This is a genomic window from Mucilaginibacter straminoryzae (assembly GCF_022953055.1).
GTDB classification, from domain to species: Bacteria; Bacteroidota; Bacteroidia; order Sphingobacteriales; family Sphingobacteriaceae; genus Mucilaginibacter; species Mucilaginibacter straminoryzae.
This window is the reverse complement of sequence record NZ_JALJEJ010000005.1, coordinates 14,997-36,858: the sequence shown is the minus strand read 5'-3', so window position 1 is coordinate 36,858 and position 21,862 is coordinate 14,997. Positions and strand designations below refer to the sequence as shown.

The following is a 21,862-nucleotide window of genomic DNA, read 5'->3' as shown; positions in this document are numbered from 1 at the left end:
GTTACTTATTATCCAAAAAGCGTTTTAAGTCTGAAATTGTTTTAATGTGTAGCGCTGCAGCCTGCTGCTGCCGCATCATTAACGCGTACGAGTTATTAAACCCTATCGGTTTTAACCAATGCAGGCGGTATTTCTCGTAAAACTCGCTCTTCACATAGTTGTAGGTTTTATCACGATTACTGCCCAAGCTGTTCAGGGTTTGTTGATCAGGCTGAAGCATCACCAACAGGCCTGTACCTGTATATTCGGGGTAGAAATCTATCTGGTTATTAGTTAAGGCATCGAAGCAGATTTTTGTACCGCCGAGCCCGGTTTTGGTGGAAACTGCATAATTGGTATTCCCTTCTATCAGCATGCGGTACATTTCTGCCAGGATGTACTGCTCCCCGAAAATCTTTGAGCCGATGCGTACGGTGCCATCGTTACCCTGCCTGGACGGCCTAAATAAGCCTTCTTTTACCAGGAAGTCCCTGGCTACTTTTTCCGGGGTTTCGTGCAGATAATCAGTCCGGTAGTTCAACTCAGTCATCACGCTATCGTTAATATGCCCCGACAACAGATTCAAGGTTTGCTCCAGCAAGGGAAATTTCTTCAGCGCATTATCACTGACTAAGGGTGCTGCATAATAGGGCGGAAAAATAGCGCGGTCGTCCTGTAGTGTAACCAGGTTAAAAGCCTTCAACCGTCCATCGGTAGAATAGCCGCTGATTACGTCCAGCCGTTTTTGATAAGCCGCTTTATACATCACGGCGTCGCTGATCACCAGCGTACGTATCTTTAAGCCATATTTTTCTTTCAAACCCAAGTCTCCATCCTGGCGGCCCATAAACTCAGGCGTGAACCCGGCAAGCAATTTACTGCCGTAAGCGGCCGGGGCCAGATAGAAGCCTGCTAAAAGAATAAAAATCACCACCAGCGCTTTTGATGCAGCGGCCAACTTTTTAACATTTAGTTTTTGTACCCTTGCCAAAGAAACATCGAACAAAATGGCCAGTAAGGCCGCGGGTATTGCGCCCGCCAAAATCATGTTACTGTTATTCAAAGAAATACCGCCGAAGATAAATTCGCCCAAACCACCTGCGGCAATAAATGAGGCAAGGGTAGCTACCCCTACGTTAATTACCGCAGCTGTGCGGATACCTGCCAGTATCACCGGCATTGCCAAGGGCAATTCTACCTTGCGCAGGATATCACTTTTGCTCATGCCCATTGCCTGGGCGGCTTCTTTTATGGATGGGTCCACACCGGTAATACCTGTATAGGTGTTCCTGATGACGGGCAGCAAGGCATAAATAAGCAGTGCTGCGATAGCTGGTTTTGCTCCGATGCCTAACATGGGGATCATAAAACCCAGCAAGGCAATACTTGGAATGGTTTGCAAAACACCCGCAACCCCTAAAATGCTCCCGGCAAAACTTCTACGGCGCGAAATAAATATGCCTAATGGCACGCCAACAGCAATGGCGAGCAGGAGCGAGATAAACGTAAGCCCGATATGCTCCAGCGTTTGCGTCAGCAATTTATCAGATTGCTGCTGCATAAACTGCCATAAGGTTTGCTGCTGGTTCATGCTGTTTGCTGTTCCTGGTATTGTTGAAAAGCGAGCATCAACGCGCTAAAATCAATTTTCTTTCGCTCGTTTGCTCTGCTGAAGGTAACACTGGTACGGCCGTTCGTAAATAATCGGAAGGCCTCCCAAATGGTTATATCTGCTGTTTCGCTTTCAGCATCCTCTCCGGGTTGATCTGAAAAGTTATCCCACAGGTCAGTTACTTTAACAGACGCCAATTCTAACTGCAGGCGCTGCCCTTCTAAAAACTGCTTTACAAAATCAATTGCCGGGTGGAACAATAGCTGCTGTGGCGTACCGATCTGGACAATCTTACCTTTATGCATCAGGCAGATCCTGTCTGCGAGGGTGAAGGCTTCCTGCACATCATGCGTTACCATGATAATGGTTTTGCGCTTCAGCTCGTCCAGTTGCTTAAACTCTTCCTGGATTTTAGTCCGCGTAATGTTATCCAGCGCGCCGAATGGCTCGTCCATTAATAGCACCGGCGCATCAGCCACCAGCGCACGCGCCAGACCGACGCGCTGCTGCTGCCCACCGCTCAATTGAGAAGGGTATTGCTTAAGCACATCTTGCGGCAAATGCAATTTCTCCAGTAACTCTAATGTTCTTTGCCTGGTTTTCTGTTTATCCCATTTCAACAATGAGGGCACCACGCCAATGTTTTCTTCGATGGTATAGTGAGGGAAAAGACCTGTGTTCTGCAATACGTAACCTATAGAGCGCCGTAGCAATTCTGCAGGCTGATCTTTAACGTTTTTACCGTCGATGAATAGCTCGCCTGCGGTTGGCTCAATCAACCGGTTAATCATCTTAAGGGTAGTAGTCTTACCGCATCCGCTGGTACCCAGCAGTGCCACGGTTTCCCCTTCGGCAACTTCAAAAGATACGCCGTCTACTGCCTTTACCGGGCCGTAATGCTTGCTGATATTTTGTACAGAGATCAAATTAATCCAACTGCATGAACAGGTTATTGAGCGATTCTGAATACGTCGGGTGCGCAAACACACAATACCTGATCTCGTCATACGTAATCCCGCCCATCATGGCCATTTGCAATACCGAAACTACTTCGCCGCCTTCTTCACCCAATATTGCCGCACCCAGTATTTTACGGGTATCCAAATCTACAATTGCTTTCATCATGCCGCGGGTATCACCCAACTCCACCGCGCGAGCCACATGTTTCATGCTCAGCTTTACCGCTTTGTAGTTATAGCCCTGCTCACGTGCCTGTTTTTCTGTAATGCCGATCCGGCCTAGCTGCGGGTCCGTAAACATACAGTAGGGAACAGGCCGGCCGGTGGTAGTTAAGTTGGCCCCTTCAAATAAGTTGCGGTAAACGATGGTGTAATCGTTGTACGAGATATGCGTAAAAGCCGGACCACCGTTTACATCGCCCAAAGCATATATTCCCGGCACTACTGTTTCCAGCTTATTATTCACGGGGATGAAGCACTTTTCTGTAAGGGTAACACCGGTTTTATCCATCCCGAGTTTTTCCGTCTGCGGCTTGCGGCCGGTAGCTACCAGTACATGCGTAGCATTGAGTGTTCCGTGCTGATCTTGGGTTTTAAAATCTATCGTAATCCCTTCACTATCCTTTGAGAAACGGGTTGCGTGTGTGTCTGTCAGGATCGAGATCTCCTCTTCGCGTAGTATCCGCGCTATTTCGTCGGCAATATCATCGTCTTCATGCGACATGATCCGTGGCCCTCTTTCCAGTATGGTTACCTTACTGCCAAAGCGCCTGAACATCTGCGCAAATTCCAGCGCGATATAACTTCCGCCGAGGATAGCCAGATGCCCGGGGATTTCTTCAAGCTCCAGGATACCGGTAGAGGTAAGATAATCTATGTCCTTAAGCCCTTCTATATCAGGAATAGCCGGTGCAGCGCCTACATTAATGAATATCAGGTCTGCGGACAGCTCCTCTTCTCCACCGTTATTCAATTTTAGTTTCAACGTCTTATGCCCTGTAAAGGAAGCTTCGGCAAAGTATATATCCAGGTTAGGCGTTTGCTCCATCGACTTCAAACTGCCGTTACGCGATTTCAGGACGATTTCCTCTTTGCGGTGTTTGATCTTTTTCAGATCGACATGGTACCCATCCACATGCACACCCACATGCTTTGCATGCTGGGCATTATAAGCAGCCTTGGCCGACCCAAGCCATGTTTTTGTAGGCGTACAACCATCATTGACACAAGTGCCGCCGATGTAACGCCGCTCTATCAGCGCGGTTTTCTTGCCCTGTTTTGCCAGCTTCTTGCAAAGCGGAGAACCCGCCTGCCCCGAGCCAATCACAATTGCGTCGTAGTGTTTCATATTATTCCGTCACCTGTACGCCTTTCCAAAAGGCAATCCTGCCTTTTATTTGTTCTGCTGCAGGTTTTGGTTCGGGGTAATACCAGGCTGCATCCAGGTTTTCCTTACCATTCACTTCAACGGTGTAATAAGAAGCACGGCCCTTCCACACACAACTCGTATGGCTGTCTGTTGGCTTAAAGTACTCCTGTTTAATGCTATCGGCAGGGAAATAGTGGTTATTTTCTACTACAATGGTATCGTTGCTTTCGGCGATGATTTCGTTATTCCAGATCGCTTTCATAAGGTATTAGAATCGGGTTTTTATTCAATTGTTGTAATAAAGATACAACTCCTTTATAAAGTTGCAAGAGTCTTGCCCCTGCGTTTAACCCATAGTGGCACTATAAGTTTTCCGGAACAACCAGCCGATGTAAACTACAGCACAAGGCTATTCTAATAACAGGAATCTAAAACATTTGAAAGGCAGCACGATGCAGAATATTTTTGATTTACTTTTGAATACAACAAGCCTTCAGTTATAATTAAACGCTAATGAAAAAAACTTTCCTGTATATATCCTGCCTGCTGCTCTTTTCGACCCGGCTTTTTGCCCAGCTTACACCATTCGAACTAAGTAAAGACAAAAACTACACCGCCAACTATCACGAGATCATTACCTACTACCAGCAACTGGCGAAGAAGTATAACCAATTGAAATTATTAAATATCGGTTCGACCGATGTGGGCAAGCCACTTACGTTGATCGTACTATCTAAAAACCGCGTATTTGATCCGGCGCTGATCCATAAACAGAACAAGCGCATCATCCTGATCAATAATGGCATCCACCCCGGCGAGCCGGAAGGGATCGATGCGACCATGATGCTCACCCGTGATCTGCTAAAAAACAATAAGCTGCCTAACGATGTCGTGTTGTGCTTTATCGCTGTGTACAATATCGATGGTTGCTTAAACCGTGGGGTATCCAGGATCAGCCAGAATGGGCCCAGGGCTTACGGGTTTAGGGGCAACGCCAGGAACCTCGACCTGAACCGCGACTTTATTAAGGCTGACAGCCGGAATGCTTTAGCCTTTATGCAAATCCTGAACACCTGGCAACCGGAAGTTTTTGTGGATAACCACACCAGCGACGGTGCAGACTATCAATACGTGATGACGCTGATTGAAACACAGAAGGATAAGCAAAACCCAATCCTGGCCAAATACACTGCTGAAACCCTCTCGCCGGAGTTATATAAACGGATGAAGCGGACCGGATACGAAATGATCCCCTATGTGGAGAGCGAAAAAACGACGCCCGATTCCGGCATCGTCGCCTTCCTGGAAACGCCACGATTTTCTACCGGCTACACCGTACTGCGCAACATCATCAGCTACGTAACAGAAACACACATGCTGAAACCTTTCGACAAACGGGTTTATGCCACCTATGATTTTATGCAGCACCTGATAGACATTTGCCAGCGTGACCATGAGCTGATCGGTAAGCTGAAACAGCAGGCCGATACGCAGGTAAAGCAGCAAAAAACTTTTGCACTGAACTGGGAACTGGATGAACAGCACCATGATACCATCACTTTTAAAGGTTATGAAGCCGGGTGGAAGCCGAGCGAGATCAGCGGTCTGAACCGGTTGTATTATGATAGAAACAAGCCCTACACCAAAACCATTAATTATTATAATACCTACAAACCAACGATAAGTGTTGATAAACCGGTTGCTTATGTGATACCCCAAGCCTGGGGCAAGGTGATCGAGTTGTTTAAACTGAACGAGGTAGAAATGCACCAATTAGCACATGACACTACGCTCGACCTGCAAATGTATTACATTGCCGATTATAAAACCTCGACACGGCCATACGAAGGCCATTACCTGCACAGCAACGTAAAACTAAATGCAATGACCACTAAAGTAAAATTCTTGCAGGGAGATTATGTGGTATATACCAACCAGGCGATTAACCGATACATTGTGGAAACCTTAGAGCCGCAAGGTGTAGATTCTTTCTTTGCCTGGAACTTTTTTGATTCCATACTGGGCCAAAAAGAACATTATTCAGATTATGTGTTTGAAGATATAGCGGCAGACTTGTTAAAACGCGACCCTGAACTTCGCAAGAAACTGGATAATGAAAAGGCAAATAATCTTAAATTGGCAGCGAGTGCTTCGCAGCAGCTGGAATTTGTTTACCGTAATTCGCCCTGGTTTGAAAAAACTTATTTGCGATACCCTATCGGACGGTTACTTTCTGATACTAAATTAGATTTAAAATAAATGATCGAATACCTAACATACGCCCCGGTGGCCTCCGCTATTTTCGCGCTGACCATCCTTACCTCACTAATTGCTTTTTATAATGAAGAAATTTACAGCAGGTTTATGCTGCAACCTTACGATGTATCACGGGGATCGAGGATTTACACGCTGATTACCAGCGGCCTGATCCACCGCGATTGGGGGCACCTGTTTTTCAACATGCTGTCGTATTTCTTTTTCGCTTTCACTTTAGAAGCCAATTATTTAGGGCACTGGCAGTTTGCTTTGCTTTATGTAGCCAGCCTTGTGCTAAGCGATATGCCTTCTGTAGTGAAACATAAGAATGATATTTGGTACAGAAGCCTTGGTGCTTCCGGCGCTATCAGTGCAGTGGTGTTTAGTTATATCCTGTACAATCCGCTTACCCGCATGATGGTATTTCCGTTGCCGATTCCCATCCCGGCAATTTTATATGGTGTGCTTTACCTCATTTATTGTGCCTATGCGTCGCGCAGGTCTAATGACTCTATTAATCACGATGCGCACTTTTTTGGCGCGCTTGCCGGTGTAATGATCACCATTATCCTGAACCATGAAGTCATCGGTAATTTTTTACGGCAATTAGGTGTAGGGTAAAAGGTATTGACTTCGAATTGTTTTAAGTCATCCTGAACTTGCATATCAAATAAAACTATCCTATATCGTCATTGCGATTCGCCGAAAGGCGAGAAGCAATCCCAAAAGGATTTATCGCTTCTGAGATTGCTTCGTTCCTCGCAATGATGCGATCAGAAGTGTAGCTAATTAGACAGGATTCAAGGCCGCCTATCAAACGAAGATACGAGGTTTCGTGTATCTACAAGCGACTATTTCAACGTCGGGTTCTAAGGGAAATTTTTGAAAGATAGATGTAGATACACAATACCTTGTGTCTCCATAAAACACCATCTAAGACACGATGTATCGTGTCTCTACAATGCTGAGAGATGAATGAATAATCTCCGATATCGCACGCGTTGCAAACGCGCGCGATGAAGATAAGTCTTGCTTCTTGTATCTTGCTTCTTGTATCTCTTCTATCCTTTAAAGGCGTTCCAGCCCTGGGCGGTAATGGTATGCACCTGTCCGCTTTTAGAAACTAAGTTGTAACCCGCAGCAGGCTCGGTAATATAGCCAATGATGCTCACGTCCACATCATGCTTGATCTTGTCGTAATCGGCTTGTTTAATAGTAAACAGCAACTCATAATCTTCACCACCGCTTAGTGCACAAACCGTTGGATCAATCCCAAATTCCCGTGCAGTTTCGTAAGTCATCGGGTCGATCGGGATTTTCTCCTCGTACAGATTACATCCTTTATCGCTTTGCTTGCAGATATGTAAAACTTCGGAAGCCAGGCCGTCTGACACATCGATCATGGAGGTTGGTTTAATATCGCGCGATTTTAACAGGTCGATCACATCGCGGCGTGCTTCGGGTTTTAGCTGCCGTTCTACAATATAATCTTTCCCTTCCAGGTCTGGCTGGATCTGCGGGTTCTCAAGGAAAACAATTTTCTCGCGTTCCAGCAATTGCAGGCCCATATAGGCTCCGCCCAGGTCGCCGCTAACGCAGATCAGGTCGCCTTCTTCTGCCGTATTGCGATAGGTAACGTCTTTTTCATCCGCGTAACCTAAAACCGTCACGCTGATCACCAGTCCTTGTTTTGACGAAGTGGTGTCGCCGCCTACCAGGTCGACGTTATATTTTTCACATGCAACGTAAATGCCTTCGTAAAGCTCCTCAATCGCCTCCAGAGGGAACTTGCTGGAAAGACCGATAGAAACGGTCACCTGTTCCGGTATTCCGTTCATGGCGTAAATATCGCTTAGGTTCACCTGGATGGCTTTATAGCCCAAATGCTTCAATGGGGTATAAGCCAGATCGAAATGGATACCTTCCAGCAGCATATCGGTTGATACCAAAATCTTCTTACCACCGGCATCCAACACTGCCGCATCATCACCAATACCCTTATTAGTACTTTCCCGCTTTAGTGGAAAATTTTTTGTAAGGTGACTAATCAGGCCAAATTCGCCTAATTCCTGCAGGTTTGTTTTCTCGGTATTCTCGAACAGATCCATTTTGCAAATATAGGTACTTCCAGTCAGATGGTGTGTTATCTGAAATAAGGGCTCGATTTAAAAGATTTTGTTAAGCAAACATCCTTATAATCACCTTTAAAATTACTTAAATGATTTATCTACAGTAAAATAAGTTATATCCCGTCTATTTTTTATTAACATTAAGTTAATATTATTATTGGAACTTAGCAGACTCAAAATGTTCTCATATGAAAATTAAATCTCTACTCGTAATTACAAGCCTCTCCTTTGCGTTTATCAGCTGTAAAAAAGATCACAACGATAATATAACGCCGATAGATCCACCTGTGCCCGTAAAAACTTACGCGATCACTGAAAATTTCGATAACGGCTCTAAAACGTCATACGCAAAAGCAGATGTAAACCTAAGTACGGGTTCCTGGAATTTTGATAATGCGCTTATCGGTAGCCTTGCTGCTGATCTTAAAAACGGAACCCAGTCTGTCCGGTTGAAACAAGGTGCTATCACCATGAATTTCGATATCAGCAATTTAGCAACCGTTTATATTAAACACGGTAAATACGGAACAGATGCTACTTCTACCTGGCAGTTGTTTAAATCTGTAGATGGTGGCGCCACCTATACCCAAATTGGTACAGATATTACCGAAACCAATACCACATTGGTTACCGACTCCTTTAAGGTAAATGCAACCGGTAAGGTACGTCTGATGATTAAAGACATTACTACCAGCACCACGCCACGCATTAACATTGATGATATCATGTTTAAGGGCACAGGCGACCCTGGCATAACCGTAGGCACGCCGGATACCAACCCAACAGATACCACCGGGACAAGCAAACCAGCGTCAGCACGCGATGTTAAAGTTGGGACCGATGCGCCACCTGCAACAGGCGACAACAGCAACCTGCTGATGGGTAACCCATCCGGCGCTTTGGCAACATCGGCCAGCGGCAATAACTATCTGCTGGATCTGGGTTATTATACAGAATCATACAACAGCAGTACCAGTACGCCAAACTGGGTGAGCTGGCACCTCGACGCAACGAATACCACTAACGCGACAGGAAGATTAGATAACTTTGCTGCTTATTCAGGCTTACCGGTAGGCTTTTTCGCGGTACAAAGCAACAGTTATTCGGGTTCCGGGTTCGACCGCGGACATAACTGCCCGTCAGCAGACCGTACCAGTTCTTCAGATGCCAACTCTGCTACCTTCCTGATGGTGAACATGATTCCACAAGCACCTAACAACAACCAGAAAACCTGGGCAAACCTGGAAAATTACCTGCGCACACAGGTAGTTGAAGGTAACGAAGTATACATTATCATGGGAAGTTACGGAAGCGGTGGCACAGGTAGTAACGGCGCAGCAACTACTTTAGCTGGCGGCAAAATTACCGTACCAAGTAATGTGTGGAAAGTCGCGGTAATTATCCCTGCCGGTAACAGTGATATTCTCCGGGTATCAAGCTCTACCCGCGTTATTGCGGTAAATACACCAAATGTTAACAGCATAGACAGCGACTGGACTAAATACATTACCACCGTGCGTTCTATTGAACAGGTAACCGGTTACAACCTACTTTCGGCATTACCTCAATCTGTACAAGATGCTGTCGAAGTAAAGAAAGATAGCGGGATATAACTTATCTGTAGATTATAAAACTAATTTTGATCACCATCGGGCAGTTAACCCGATGGTGATTTTATATCAGACTAAACCTTACAAATCATGAAAATAAAACACCTTACCTGTTACATCCTGCTACAATTAGTGGTATCTTTTGCCTTTGCTCAGCGCGACTATGATCTGATCAATGGCTCAAATATTTACCTTAACACAGGCACCAAAATGGTCCCCGTTTACAGCCTTAAAAAAGCCAATATCAATAAGCTTTTAGGCAAACCGCTGAAAATAAAAAAGGTAGATAACGAAATTTCCGAGTCTATAGTTAAAGAATATGTTTATCCTTCGGCAAGTATCTTATTTGAGGATGCAAACTTCAATTCAGTGGATATGCGTAAGACCGGATGGTTATTTGTGTTCAAAACGGCTAAAGGTTTTGGAAAGCCGATAGGAATAGGTAGCCCAATCACGCTTCTTAAAGACTATTTCCCCAATTCATGGAGAACCAGGCATAAAGATGGTATGAGTGTTTTCCTCGCAGCACCCGAAGGTGAACCAGTAGACGTATTCATTAGTTTCTCGTTTAAAAACGGTAAAATTAGTTGGATCCTGCTCACCCCCAACGAGTCTTAAGCATACACATAAAAAGCCACCTGACGGTGGCTTTTTGCTATACCGGCGAAGCCGGAAAATTTTTTTAAAGTCCGAGTTGTGCAGAAATCTCCAGCATACGCTCTATCGGTTTTACAGCCTTTTCAATAATATCTGCTGGCAAGGTAATTTCCGGCATTTCATTTTTTAAACACAGATAAAGTTTTTCCAGGGTGTTCCGTTTCATGTGCGGGCAGTCGTTACAGGCACAGGTGTTATTCGGCGGAGCCGGAAAAAATTTTTTATCCGGATTGTCCTTTTCCATCTGGTGCAGTATTCCCGCTTCTGTAGCCACAATAAATTCCTTTGCAGGGCTATTTGTCGCATATTTCAGGATACCGGTGGTAGAACCGATATAATCCGCCAGTTCAAGGATGTGTTCTTCACATTCGGGGTGGGCTAAGATCTTCGCTTCAGGATGGCGTTCTTTCAGCTTGGTAATCTTCTCGCGCGAAAAGATCTCGTGCACCATACAAGCACCGTTCCACAACACCAGGTCGCGGCCGGTTTTCTCTGCCACATAACGTCCAAGGTTACGGTCTGGTCCAAAGATGATCTTCTGGTCTTCAGGTAAGCTTTCCACAATCTGCACCGCATTACTGGAGGTACATACAATATCGCTTAACGCTTTTAGTTCGGCCGTACAGTTTACATAGGTAATTACCAGGTGATCCGGGTAGTTTTCCTTAAACTTTTTAAAAAGGTGCGGCGGGCAGCTGTCGGCAAGGGAACATCCGGCTTTCAGATCTGGCAGCAGTACCTTTTTTGTTGGTGAAAGTATCTTAGCTGTTTCAGCCATAAAATGCACACCGGCAAAAACAATAATATCGGCATCGGTTTTTGCAGCCTGTTGTGACAGGCCCAGGCTATCGCCAATATAATCGGCAATATCCTGTATATCTCCTTCCTGGTAATAATGTGCCAGTATAACTGCATTTTTTTCACGCTTCAGTTTTTCTATTTCGTCGAAAAGATCAAGCGTCGGATCGATGTATTCCTCGGCATATCCCTTCACATTTATTTCTTCGAAGATATCCATTTGTTGACAGTACAATAAATACAAAAAATATTATTAATAGAATTCTTATTGTTTATTAGGGTGTTGGTAATGTTGGAAACTGGACTTTAAATTTTTTTGAAAAATCAGTTTTTAGCATGTTATCAACATTTAACCTTACTTTTTAGTTCTTTAATGTGCTCATTTTAAAACCTTTTTATTACGCAACAATTTTTATCAAAACCTATTTTGTTAATTGTTTATAAAGGTTAAAAATGTTGAATTACTGACAAAAGTACCTGAAAAATTCCTGATAAATTACCTCTTTTGGAAGCTCGAACGCGAGTTATTAACGCTCAAAGAATTTATTAGAATTTTACTTACGCAAAAGTAACACGTTTTAAAGGGCTTATTAACACAAGTACTATTTTTACACATCTATTTATTGATTTATGACAAAAAATGTGGATTTCCTGGTGGTGGGTTCTGGTATCGCCGGATTAAGTTTCGCGCTGAAAGCGGCAAAACATGGTAAGGTTCTGATAGTTACGAAAGCCAGCGCCGATGAATCTAACACAAAATATGCCCAGGGAGGTGTTGCTGTAGTTGTGGATAAAAAAGAGGATTCTTTTGAAAAACACATAGAAGACACCCTGATTGCCGGCGATGGCCTTTGTGACCGCACTGTTGTGGAGAACGTGGTGAAAGAAGGACCGGCAAGGATTCGTGAGATTATTGATTACGGAACCAATTTCGATAAGACCAATGATGGGCTGTTCGACCTGGCTAAAGAGGGTGGACATTCAGAGTTCAGGGTACTCCATTATAAGGATATTACCGGTTTTGAGATCGAGCGGGCGTTGTTGGAACAGATTCAGAACCATCCAAATATTGAAATGCTGACGCATTATTTTGCGGTAGACCTGATTACTCAACACCATTTAGGTGAATTTGTGGATAAGTCTACCACTGACATTACTTGCTACGGTATTTATGCTTTAAACAGTGAGACCGGTATTGTGGATAAGATTTTATCTAAGGTTACGGTAATGGCCTCAGGGGGTGCAGGGCATATTTATTCTATTACTACTAACCCAACCATTGCTACCGGCGATGGCGTGGCCATGGTTTACCGTGCGAAAGGCAAGGTGCGGAATATGGAGTTCATCCAGTTCCACCCGACAGCTTTATATAATCCGGGTGAATATCCTTCTTTCCTGATCTCTGAAGCGGTACGTGGTTTCGGCGGAATTTTAAAACGGCACGATGGAACGGAATTTATGCAGGATTATGATCCAAGGAAGTCTTTGGCACCGCGTGATATTGTTGCCCGGGCTATCGACTCGGAAATGAAGAAGTCTGGTGAAGATTTTGTTTATCTCGACGTTCGTCACAGGAAGAAGGCTGATATTTTAAGTCATTTCCCTAACATTTATGCCAAGTGCCTGGATATCGGTTTAGACATGACGAAAGACATGATCCCGGTTTCACCGGCTTGTCATTACATGTGCGGTGGTATTATGGTAGATCATGTTGGCCGTTCCAGTATTATGCGGTTATATGCCTGCGGCGAATGTGCATCAACAGGCTTACATGGTGCTAACCGTTTGGCTTCTAACTCTTTATTGGAAGCTTTGGTTTATGCACATCGTATTTACAAAGATGCCGTGAAAGACTTTGAACAAAATACAATCCCCGAAGGTATCCCCGACTGGGATGAAAAAGGTGTGCAGCTTTCTAACGAAGATATCCTGGTGACGCACAATATCCGCGAGATGCAAAAGATCATGAGTGATTACGTTGGTATCGTCCGTTCTGATTTTCGTTTAGACAGGGCCATGCGCCGTTTAGGTTTGCTATATGAAGAAACGGAATCTTTCTATAAACAAACCAAGTTATCAGTGAAACTTTGTGAACTGCGCAACCTGATCCAGGTATCTTATATTGTAGTAAAATCTGCTATGCTGCGTAAAGAAAGCCGGGGACTACATTATACCACGGATTACCCGGAACATGCTAAAGTATTGGAGGATACGGTTTTTTAAATTAACGTTATCCCTTAACAGTGTCACCCTGAGCTTGTCGAAGGGTTATTCAGGATATTTGGTTTTAAATTGTCCTTTAAGGTGCCGAAAAAATCCTTCGACAAGCTCAGGATGACATTCTTCGAAATGACTTAAATTTATATATGGAATGAGCGGAAAACGGGATTCGAACCCGCGGCCTTCAGTTTGGGAAACTGATGCTCTACCGACTGAGCTATTTCCGCTTAGATTTAGTTTCGGGTGGCCAGTTACCGGTTCCCCTGTTTTTTATAAAAGTAAAAACTATTTTTGGTAATTGCGAAACTCGCAACTCAAAACACGTAACTTAAAATATATGCCTGTCATCCTGCCCGTAAAAGATAAAAGCCCTGTTTGGGGTAAAGATTGCTTTATCGCCGAAAACTGTACCATTGTAGGTGATGTAGAGATGGGTGATAATTGTTCGGTTTGGTTTAATGCCATAGTCCGCGGAGATGTAGATTACATTAAAGTTGGCAACAATACCAACATCCAGGATGGCGCTGTTATTCATGCTACTTATCAGCGCGCACCAACCAATATAGGTAACTATGTTTCTATCGGGCATAATGCCATTGTACATGGCTGCACCCTTCAGGATCATACGTTAATAGGTATGGGTGCTATCGTGATGGACCATGCAGTAGTAGAAGAATACGTAATTATTGGTGCAGGATCGGTTGTGTTGGAAAATACACGGTGCGAATCCGGTTACCTATATGCCGGTACGCCGGCAAAAAAAATAAAGCCCCTTACTGATGAGCAAAGGGCTTTGTTAGATAAATTGCCGGATAATTATATCATGTACTCCAGCTGGTTTAAGGTGTAACCGGTTCTCTCGGGATATCTACCGTTTCTTCTGTATCCCAGTTTGCTCGCAGGCTGATATCTTTATTATATAACCAGATATTTTCTGGCTGTAAGGCTTTTTTAACGTTACCGCTATCCCATATCCCGTTCCGGTTAGCATCATAAATAATACGTATCCGGTACTTTCCGGTCGGGAAGTCTTTCATGATAAGCGTGGAGTTTTTACTAAATAGTTGCGTTTTAACAATGCTCTTAGATTGGTTGATCACCTCTGCAATATAAGCCTTACTGGTATCAGGTACATTCAACTTAATACTCAACGTACCGTAGTTTTCCGGTTTGTTTAGCTGAAATTTCTTGATCGTTTTCTTGCTCTTATCGCCGTAAATATCGGTGAAGGCGTTATCATTGATTGTCAATGTGTAAATGGCATCCTGTTTCCAGCGCGACTTTAGCTTGAATAGTTTCGGATTATTCGGATCTTTCTGAATAATGAAAGTAGCCTGGGTGGAATCTTCTGCCAATACTATTAAGGACTGCTCAAAAGTTTCAATCGGCAGGTTAGAAGTTAGCTGTAAATCGTTGCCGGGTTTTAACCTGTTGTCCTGGTCTAAATTGTACCGGAAAGCAATGGCCCTGGTAAAGGTTTCTTTTCGTCCTTTTCTTAAATAAGTAGTATCTAAAGGTTTTTGCTGTTCGGCGAAAGCCACACGGATAGAATCAAAATCCATGTTGCGCATGTAGACCAAAGCAGTATCTTTATTTTTTGAGAAGTCTACAATTTTTTGATCATCCAGGTTAGGGGGGTAGGTGATCTTAACGGATGGATCTTTCAGTGGCCGGTTGAAAACAAATAACAGCTTACCATCCTGGTCGAAACGCTTCTCAGCAATCCGGAATTTATCAGGTACCTGTTTAAATAATCTTAAACTTATACCAGACGTATCTTTTGTTAAGTGTATCGGATCCTTTGAAAAAGCGATCAGTTCTTTATCACTGTTATAGATTCGGTCCGGAGAAGGCTCTTTCAAAGCATAGATGCGATAGTCGCCATCGTGAAGGTTTCCTAAGCTAAAATTACCAGATGAATCTGTCGTGGTAAAGATCATCGGTTTCTTTTTCCCAAAGAAGGCTGTATCCTGTTTTAGGGGGAACAGCATAACGGTTGCATCTTTTTCCTTTTCCTGGGTTTCTGTGTTGGTGACGGAACCGCTTACAGAAAGTGAATCGATATGCGGGCCGGTGGAAAATACGTAAGTAAAATTTTTGAGAATGTTACTCTCGTTTACGTCCTGTATTGATTTACCGAAGTTGATCACATATGTAGTGTTCTTCTGCAGGCTGTCTTTAAAATCGATGATCAGTTTTTTACTGCTGATCTTAAATTCAGGTAAACGTTCCTGGGTCGGGCTGATGCTGATCTCCTGGTATTGGTTATTCAGTTTAAAATATTCGTCAAACTGCATCTCCACTTTTTTCGCATTAAAGTTCCGAGTCATGTTTGGCGGGGTCGCCGACAATAACTTTGGTGGCGTGTGATCGCGCGGACCTCCCATCGGTCTTCTGATACTTGCACAGCCAAAAACGATCAACATCGTAAAAAATGCGATGAACGAAATGGCAAAAAAGCGTGATTTTTTATTTGAGGGCATTTTTAGGCTGTATAAGCTATTTTACTCTTTTTATGATTCAGGATATTAAATTTTTAAAATAATGTCTTAAATCGGATATTTTATAAGTTATTAATTTTCAGCTATTTAGATTATTATCTCGATAAATGGACCATTAGAACAGAAATATCAGAAGGGGACACCCCCGAAATACGTGATGCTTGCCCTAACGTACGGGGTTTTACCTTCATCAATTTTTCTCGCGCTTCTTTTGATAGTGATACCAGGTTGTGATAATTGAAGTCGGGATTAATTTCGTTGTTTTCCATCTTCTTCATTTTCTCTACAATCTCAAGCTCCTTTTCAAAATAGCTTTCGTATTTAATTTTTATCTCTGCCTGCTCAATAGTTTCTTTATCGTATTCAGAAAGTAAGCTGCCTAAGTTGCTATCTGCTTTAATCAAATCATTAATGCTCACTTGCGGGCGTGAGATCAGGCTAAACAATTTCACATTTTGATTTAAGGCACTTGTACCAAGCTCTTCTAATAAGCCATTCACTGCAGCAGGCTCTATAGATTTGCTTTTGGTGAATGCCACAATCTTATCAGAATTCTCTATCTTATCTTTTACCTTTTGCAAACGCTCTTCGCTGATCAAACCTAACTCGTGACCAAGCGGACTTAGCCTTACATCGGCATTATCCTGGCGTAATAACAAGCGGTGTTCTGCCCGTGAAGTAAACATCCGGTAAGGTTCTTCGGTACCTTTTGTTACCAGGTCGTCTATCAAAACTCCAATGTAAGACTCAGATCTTTTCAGTATTACTTCGTGCTGATCATGTACTTTTTGGTGCGCGTTGATACCTGCGATTAGCCCTTGTGATGCGGCTTCCTCGTAACCTGTAGTTCCATTGATCTGTCCGGCGAAGAATAAGTTTTTGATCAACTTCGTTTCCAGGGTAGAATCTAACTGCATAGGGGGGAAGTAATCATACTCTATGGCATACCCGGGCCTGAACATTTTAGCCTTTTCGAAACCTGGTATTTTAGTTAGCGCCCGGTACTGAACATCCTCTGGTAAAGAAGTGGAGAAGCCATTTACGTAGATTTCTACTGTATCAAAACCTTCGGGTTCCACGAATATCTGATGGCGTTCACGTTCGGCAAAACGGTTGATTTTGTCTTCTATAGACGGGCAATAACGCGGACCTAAACCTTTAATCCTGCCGGTAAACATTGGCGATTTTTCAAAACCTTCTTTCAAGGTTTCATGTACTTCAGCGTTGGTATAGGTGATCCAGCAGCAGCGTTGGCGCGTAGGGCGCTCTATATCTGTATAAGAAAAACGGCCAGGGTTTTCATCTCCCCATTGTTCTTCCATTACTCCGTAATTCAAGCTACGGCCGTCCACCCTGGGTGGAGTACCGGTTTTCATTCGGCCAGCTTCAAAACCTAATTCTACTAATTGTTCGGTTAAACCGGTTGCGGCTTTCTCGCCGGTACGGCCACCACCGAAGCGCTTTTCGCCAATATGGATGGTTCCGTTTAAGAAAGTACCGTTGGTTAACACAACAGCCTCAGCTTCTATTTCAACACCTATAGATGTTTTAACGCCACAAACTTTATCACCTTTTACAATCAGGCCGCTAACCATATCCTGCCAAAAGTCTACATTAGGCGTGCTTTCTAACATCAAGCGCCACTCTTCTGCAAAACGCAACCGGTCGTTTTGTGCGCGGGGGCTCCACATAGCAGGCCCTTTAGAAAGGTTAAGCATGCGGAACTGGATAGTTGTTTTATCAGCAATAATACCAGAGTATCCACCCAAAGCATCTATCTCTCGCACAATTTGGCCTTTGGCCACACCGCCCATAGCAGGATTACAGCTCATCTGCGCAATAGTTCCCATGTTCATGGTAACCAATAAAACAGACGAACCCATATTAGCCGCTGCTGCTGCTGCTTCGCAACCTGCATGGCCTGCGCCTACTACAATTACATCGTATTTCTTAAACATAGTATTGATGTTCCACGTGGAACAATTACAAAATTACTTTTTATCAGAAGATGTTCCACGTGGAACTTTGAATAATGACACTAATGCGAACGAAGCCCAAACCGCTTCCAGAATAATGAAAGGGTAGAACCTGATGAGTATAGAAGATATACAACATAAAGCTGCCCCAAAGAAATTCATAAAGGTATAAGCTCTGCTATTTGCGTCCAGTTTTTTATATAAATTAAGCAGGAAGGCGATTAAGAGGATAATAACGCCTAAAGAGGCTAAAATATCAGATAACTTCATGGTTTATTGCTTTTCAGATAGTTCTAACCAGCGGAATGATTTCTCATCCAATAACGCTGTTAAATCCTCTATTTTCTTTGATGTTTCCGCTAATTGAATATGATCCAAGCTTCCCGAATTTAACGTTATAGCAAGCGCTTTTATTTCATTTTCGATATTAGCGATTTCTTTTTCCAGGTCTTGCAGTTCTTTAGTCTCCTTAAAGGATAACTTGGATTTTACTTCTGGTTTTTTAACAGGGGTAGCGGTAGGTTGTATTGCTTGCGCTTTACTCTGCGTTTTCGCTTCATCTTGTTCTAAGCGGAAAGATGAATAGTTGCCATTATAAATATTTACCGAACCACTGCCATCTAAAATAAATAACTGTTCTACTAATTTATCCAATAAATAACGGTCGTGAGATACTAATAGTAGTACGCCTGTATAATTCATCAGGAAGTCTTCAAGAACATTCAACGTATCGATGTCCAAATCGTTAGTAGGCTCATCCAGGATTAAGAAGTTTGGGTTCTTCATCAGGATGCGCATTAATTGTAAACGTTTCTTCTCGCCACCGCTCAAATTGGTAACAAAGCCATGCTGTTTATTAGGAGGAAACAAGAATTGGGTTAAAAGCTGAGAGGCGGTGATGGTTTTTCCATCTGCCATTGGGATATAATCTGCCACGCTTTTAACAATATCAATTACCCTTTCGTCTTCTTTAAAAGTAATTCCCTGCTGGTGATAGTACCCTATTACCGTAGTTTCACCTTTAATTACTTCACCGGTATCTGGATTAATATTTTGGGTGATCAGGTTCAATAGGGTAGACTTGCCACTGCCGTTTTTACCGGCAATACCAATACGGTCACCTTTTTTGAAAACGTAATCAAACTCATCAATCACTTTACGTCCCTGGAATACTTTTCCCAGGTGATGCAATTCCATAATCTTGTTCCCCTGGCGGGAAGTCTTCATACTTAGCTGAACCTTATCTTTTGGTCCGCCGTTCTTGGTTTTTTCTTCCAGGTCATAAAAGGCATCAATCCGTGCTTTAGATTTTGTACCACGGGCTTGCGGCTGCCTGCGCATCCATTCCAGCTCTTTCTTCAACAGGTTACTATTCTTAGCGAATTGAGCCGCATCGGTTGCTTCGCGCTCAGCTTTCTTTTCTAAGAAATATTGGTAGTTACCCTGGTACGAGAATATCTTACCATTATCTAACTCGATAATTTCGTTGCATACATTATCCAGAAAATAACGGTCGTGCGTTACCATCACTATGGTTTTGCCACCTTCGGTCAAAAGTTTTTCAAGCCATTCAATGGTGTCAATATCTAAGTGGTTGGTAGGCTCGTCAATCACGTACACATCCGGTTCGGCAATTAATAGCGCAGCCAAAGCCAGTCGTTTTTTCTGTCCGCCGGATAAGGTATCTATCCGCTGGCTTAAGTGATGAATATCCAGTCGGCCAAGGATGGTCTTGATTTGGTATTCATAAGCCCACGCATCAGCGTTGCTCAGTTCTTCGGCCAGTTTATTAATGGCGTCCTCGTTATCGGGGTCGGTATCCATTAACTCTTCATACTGACGGATGAGTTGCTGCTGCTGGTTATCTGCATTAAAGATAAAGTCGCTGATGGTGTAATCTTTTTCAAACTTCGGGTCCTGGTCAAGATAGCCAATCCTTACGTCACGTGCATGCACTACCTTACCTTCTGTAGGCGCCAACTGCTCTGATAAAATCTTTAATAAGGTAGACTTGCCAGCCCCGTTTACACCTACTAATGCAACGCGTCTGCCTTTATTAATTCCTATGGTAAGGTTGCGGAATAACCAACGGTCATGATAGGAGTGACCTAAACTTTCTCCTGATAAATAAGTACTCACGCTAATTTTTTGATGTGATCTGATGGATGGATATATAAGCCTGTTTCCTGCTTCATAGATTGGTTGTACATTGCCTTTGCTACAGCGGCGGCTTTTATGCTCCTGTATTTTTTTAATCCCCCGATTAACAGCGGATCAACTATTTTTAAAACGGCTCCGGCTATCTTTTCGCCCAGCCTCGATTCGCTGCGATTACCAACTAAAAACGATGGTTGGTATATGTGTAAACATTGCAGGTGCAGGTGTACCAGCGCATCTTCTGTTTCTCCTTTAGTTTTTAGGTAGAAGTTAGAAGAATGCATATCGGCCCCAACAGACGATATAAAATGATACTGCTTTATCCCATTGCGCTTTGCTATCTGCGCTAAGTTCAACGGGTATTCATAGTCTATTTTTTTATACTGTTTACGGTCTGGTGTCTTCTTTTGTGTAGTGCCCAGGCAGCAAAACAGCGCATCCGCGGTTAGGGTATGCTGGTGTTGGTCAAGCTCATCAAAATTGACAATCAGCTGAACTAACTTAGGGTTCTGTATACCTAAATCACGTCTGGTTATTACCAAAACTTCCTGATAGTCAGAATTTTGCAAAATAATTTGCAATAACTCTCCACCAACCAGTCCGGTTGCGCCTGCTATGATTGCCTTTTTCATATAAAGTATACAAAAGTAGGAAAAATAGGTGTGTAAAGTTTGGGCTGATTTTTGGTAAAGATGAAACATCTAAATACCTGATAAACAAAACTGAAGATATTGATGTTATAACAGCAGTTCTTGGAATCAAAAGTAACAGGCGCGTTCGCGTTTATATCAATACCAGTTAACCAGGTCTTATAAAGGCAGGGTGTTTGAACCCAAAGAATTTCAAATATAATTTATACATAATGGAAGATCAGGCAGCGCTAAGCGGATGGAAAAAATGGGCCATTTCCGTAGGAGACCAAAGTGTTTTCCTGTCGCGTTTTATTAGAAATATTTTCTCTGGCGGTTTTGAATGGTCAGAGTTTGTACGGCAGTGTTACGAAATAGGGTATAAATCGTTCTCTCTTGTCGGGTTAACTTCATTCATCATGGGACTGGTGCTTATCCTGCAATTGCGGCCTACGCTGGTTGAATTTGGCGCGGAAAGTATGTTGCCGCATACCCTGGCGGTATCTATCGTAAGGGAGATAGGGCCTGTGATAACGGCCATTATTTGCGCAGGAAAAATCGCATCCAGTATCGGTGCAGAACTGGGCAGTATGAAGGTGACGGAGCAGATTGATGCGATGGAAGTTGCCGGTGCAAACCCTATACAGTACCTGGTGGTTACCCGCATTCTGGCAACCAGCCTGATGGTACCATTATTAACCATGATCGGCGATGCTATTGGCCTTTTCGGTGGTTACGTGGCGCTAAACATCAGCGATAAGATCAGCTTCTTCTTATACTTTAACAAGTGTATCTCCTCGCTCGACTTTACTGACTTTTTCCCGGCGCTGATCAAGACTGTTTTCTTCGGTTTTGCAATCGGCTATGTAGGTTGTTACAAGGGCTTTAATTCTAATAAGGGTACCGAAAGCGTAGGTGTCGCCGCTAACTCGGCTGTAGTTACGGCTTCGTTGTGGATATTCTTTATAGATATGATTGTTGTTCAGATCACTAACCTTTTGTATTACTAA

Annotated in this window: 18 protein-coding genes and 1 tRNA gene; 7 read left to right on the top strand and 12 right to left on the bottom strand. The window is 43.4% G+C overall.

Annotated features, from left to right (window positions below; genetic code table 11):
- Position 1 precedes the first annotated feature (1 nt).
- The 4 genes from MUY27_RS12030 to MUY27_RS12015 are packed head-to-tail and all read right to left on the bottom strand — an operon-like array spanning position 2 to position 4,181.
- Complete coding sequence (locus MUY27_RS12030; protein WP_245130277.1) at positions 2-1,570, bottom strand: ABC transporter permease/substrate-binding protein; 1,569 nt, start codon at positions 1,568-1,570, stop codon at positions 2-4.
- A complete protein-coding gene (locus MUY27_RS12025) occupies positions 1,567-2,517 on the bottom strand; it encodes an ABC transporter ATP-binding protein (protein ID WP_245130276.1) in 951 nt (316 codons plus the stop codon). The genes MUY27_RS12030 and MUY27_RS12025 overlap by 4 nt, the downstream gene beginning before the upstream one ends.
- A 1-nt stretch (position 2,518) precedes the next feature.
- On the bottom strand, positions 2,519-3,898 hold the full coding sequence (locus tag MUY27_RS12020) for a mercuric reductase (protein ID WP_245130275.1): 1,380 nt from the start codon (positions 3,896-3,898) through the stop codon (positions 2,519-2,521).
- Between the two features lies 1 nt (position 3,899).
- On the bottom strand, positions 3,900-4,181 hold the full coding sequence (locus MUY27_RS12015; RefSeq protein WP_245130274.1) for a DUF427 domain-containing protein: 282 nt from the start codon (positions 4,179-4,181) through the stop codon (positions 3,900-3,902).
- A gap of 251 nt (positions 4,182-4,432) precedes the next feature.
- Here MUY27_RS12015 and MUY27_RS12010 point away from each other — a divergent pair, with 251 nt between their 5' ends.
- Together MUY27_RS12010 and MUY27_RS12005 are read left to right on the top strand one after the other, a co-directional pair.
- Positions 4,433-6,178, top strand: coding sequence for a M14 family zinc carboxypeptidase (locus tag MUY27_RS12010; RefSeq protein WP_245130273.1), 1,746 nt, complete (start codon positions 4,433-4,435; stop codon positions 6,176-6,178).
- A complete protein-coding gene (locus MUY27_RS12005) occupies positions 6,179-6,796 on the top strand; it encodes a rhomboid family intramembrane serine protease (RefSeq protein ID WP_245130272.1) in 618 nt (205 codons plus the stop codon).
- A gap of 440 nt (positions 6,797-7,236) precedes the next feature.
- Here MUY27_RS12005 and thiL read toward each other — a convergent pair whose 3' ends face one another.
- The gene (gene thiL / locus MUY27_RS12000; RefSeq protein WP_245130498.1) at positions 7,237-8,277 is read right to left on the bottom strand and encodes a thiamine-phosphate kinase; all 1,041 of its coding nucleotides are present in this window, start codon (positions 8,275-8,277) and stop codon (positions 7,237-7,239) included.
- A 215-nt stretch (positions 8,278-8,492) separates the two neighbouring features.
- On the opposite strand from thiL, the gene MUY27_RS11995 reads away from it, so the two are divergent.
- Positions 8,493-9,917 (top strand): DNA/RNA non-specific endonuclease, encoded by a 1,425-nt coding sequence (locus tag MUY27_RS11995; protein WP_245130271.1) that lies wholly within the window; start codon positions 8,493-8,495, stop codon positions 9,915-9,917.
- An 87-nt stretch (positions 9,918-10,004) separates the two neighbouring features.
- A complete protein-coding gene (locus MUY27_RS11990; RefSeq protein WP_245130270.1) occupies positions 10,005-10,532 on the top strand; it encodes a hypothetical protein in 528 nt (175 codons plus the stop codon).
- 64 nt (positions 10,533-10,596) lie between these two features.
- Here the strand turns inward: MUY27_RS11990 and nadA are convergent, their stop codons facing one another.
- The gene (gene nadA / locus MUY27_RS11985) at positions 10,597-11,589 is read right to left on the bottom strand and encodes a quinolinate synthase NadA (RefSeq protein WP_245130269.1); all 993 of its coding nucleotides are present in this window, start codon (positions 11,587-11,589) and stop codon (positions 10,597-10,599) included.
- Between the two features lie 410 nt (positions 11,590-11,999).
- Between nadA and nadB the strand changes: the two genes are divergently transcribed.
- Complete coding sequence (nadB, locus tag MUY27_RS11980; RefSeq protein WP_245130268.1) at positions 12,000-13,592, top strand: L-aspartate oxidase; 1,593 nt, start codon at positions 12,000-12,002, stop codon at positions 13,590-13,592.
- A 151-nt stretch (positions 13,593-13,743) separates the two neighbouring features.
- Here the strand turns inward: nadB and MUY27_RS11975 are convergent.
- Positions 13,744-13,816: transfer RNA gene (locus tag MUY27_RS11975), tRNA-Gly, on the bottom strand.
- A 110-nt stretch (positions 13,817-13,926) separates the two neighbouring features.
- Between MUY27_RS11975 and MUY27_RS11970 the strand changes: the two genes are divergently transcribed.
- Positions 13,927-14,439 carry a gamma carbonic anhydrase family protein gene (locus tag MUY27_RS11970; protein ID WP_245130267.1) on the top strand — a complete coding sequence of 171 codons (513 nt, stop codon included), beginning with the start codon at positions 13,927-13,929 and terminating at the stop codon, positions 14,437-14,439.
- Here MUY27_RS11970 and MUY27_RS11965 read toward each other — a convergent pair.
- From MUY27_RS11965 to MUY27_RS11950, 5 genes are all read right to left on the bottom strand, one after another.
- Positions 14,429-15,976 (bottom strand): Ig-like domain-containing domain, encoded by a 1,548-nt coding sequence (locus MUY27_RS11965; protein WP_262918325.1) that lies wholly within the window; start codon positions 15,974-15,976, stop codon positions 14,429-14,431. The two genes, MUY27_RS11970 and MUY27_RS11965, sit on opposite strands and share 11 nt — an antisense overlap.
- A 209-nt stretch (positions 15,977-16,185) precedes the next feature.
- Entirely contained in the window at positions 16,186-18,048 is a 1,863-nt protein-coding gene (gene mnmG, locus MUY27_RS11960; RefSeq protein WP_245130265.1) for a tRNA uridine-5-carboxymethylaminomethyl(34) synthesis enzyme MnmG, read from the bottom strand.
- Between the two features lie 33 nt (positions 18,049-18,081).
- Entirely contained in the window at positions 18,082-18,336 is a 255-nt protein-coding gene (locus tag MUY27_RS20715; RefSeq protein WP_420846906.1) for a CBU_0592 family membrane protein, read from the bottom strand.
- Between the two features lie 3 nt (positions 18,337-18,339).
- On the bottom strand, positions 18,340-20,205 hold the full coding sequence (locus MUY27_RS11955; RefSeq protein ID WP_245130264.1) for an ABC-F family ATP-binding cassette domain-containing protein: 1,866 nt from the start codon (positions 20,203-20,205) through the stop codon (positions 18,340-18,342).
- Positions 20,202-20,855, bottom strand: a complete 654-nt coding sequence (locus MUY27_RS11950) for an NAD-dependent epimerase/dehydratase family protein (protein ID WP_245130263.1) — start codon at positions 20,853-20,855, stop codon at positions 20,202-20,204. Before MUY27_RS11950 ends, MUY27_RS11955 begins: the two co-directional genes overlap by 4 nt.
- Positions 20,856-21,085: 230 nt before the next feature.
- On the opposite strand from MUY27_RS11950, the gene MUY27_RS11945 reads away from it, so the two are divergent.
- On the top strand, positions 21,086-21,862 hold the full coding sequence (locus MUY27_RS11945) for an MlaE family ABC transporter permease (protein WP_245130262.1): 777 nt from the start codon (positions 21,086-21,088) through the stop codon (positions 21,860-21,862).

Coding starts and splice junctions, on each gene's coding strand:
- MUY27_RS12030 (WP_245130277.1), bottom strand. CDS start 1,570: ATGAACCAGCAGCAAACCTTATGGCAGTTTATGCAGCAGCAATCTGAT.
- MUY27_RS12020 (WP_245130275.1), bottom strand. CDS start 3,898: ATGAAACACTACGACGCAATTGTGATTGGCTCGGGGCAGGCGGGTTCT.
- MUY27_RS12015 (WP_245130274.1), bottom strand. CDS start 4,181: ATGAAAGCGATCTGGAATAACGAAATCATCGCCGAAAGCAACGATACC.
- MUY27_RS12010 (WP_245130273.1), top strand. CDS start 4,433: ATGAAAAAAACTTTCCTGTATATATCCTGCCTGCTGCTCTTTTCGACC.
- MUY27_RS12005 (WP_245130272.1), top strand. CDS start 6,179: ATGATCGAATACCTAACATACGCCCCGGTGGCCTCCGCTATTTTCGCG.
- MUY27_RS11995 (WP_245130271.1), top strand. CDS start 8,493: ATGAAAATTAAATCTCTACTCGTAATTACAAGCCTCTCCTTTGCGTTT.
- MUY27_RS11990 (WP_245130270.1), top strand. CDS start 10,005: ATGAAAATAAAACACCTTACCTGTTACATCCTGCTACAATTAGTGGTA.
- nadA (WP_245130269.1), bottom strand. CDS start 11,589: ATGGATATCTTCGAAGAAATAAATGTGAAGGGATATGCCGAGGAATAC.
- nadB (WP_245130268.1), top strand. CDS start 12,000: ATGACAAAAAATGTGGATTTCCTGGTGGTGGGTTCTGGTATCGCCGGA.
- MUY27_RS11970 (WP_245130267.1), top strand. CDS start 13,927: ATGCCTGTCATCCTGCCCGTAAAAGATAAAAGCCCTGTTTGGGGTAAA.
- MUY27_RS11965 (WP_262918325.1), bottom strand. CDS start 15,976: ATGGGAGGTCCGCGCGATCACACGCCACCAAAGTTATTGTCGGCGACC.
- mnmG (WP_245130265.1), bottom strand. CDS start 18,048: ATGTTTAAGAAATACGATGTAATTGTAGTAGGCGCAGGCCATGCAGGT.
- MUY27_RS20715 (WP_420846906.1), bottom strand. CDS start 18,336: ATGAAGTTATCTGATATTTTAGCCTCTTTAGGCGTTATTATCCTCTTA.
- MUY27_RS11950 (WP_245130263.1), bottom strand. CDS start 20,855: ATGAAAAAGGCAATCATAGCAGGCGCAACCGGACTGGTTGGTGGAGAG.
- MUY27_RS11945 (WP_245130262.1), top strand. CDS start 21,086: ATGGAAGATCAGGCAGCGCTAAGCGGATGGAAAAAATGGGCCATTTCC.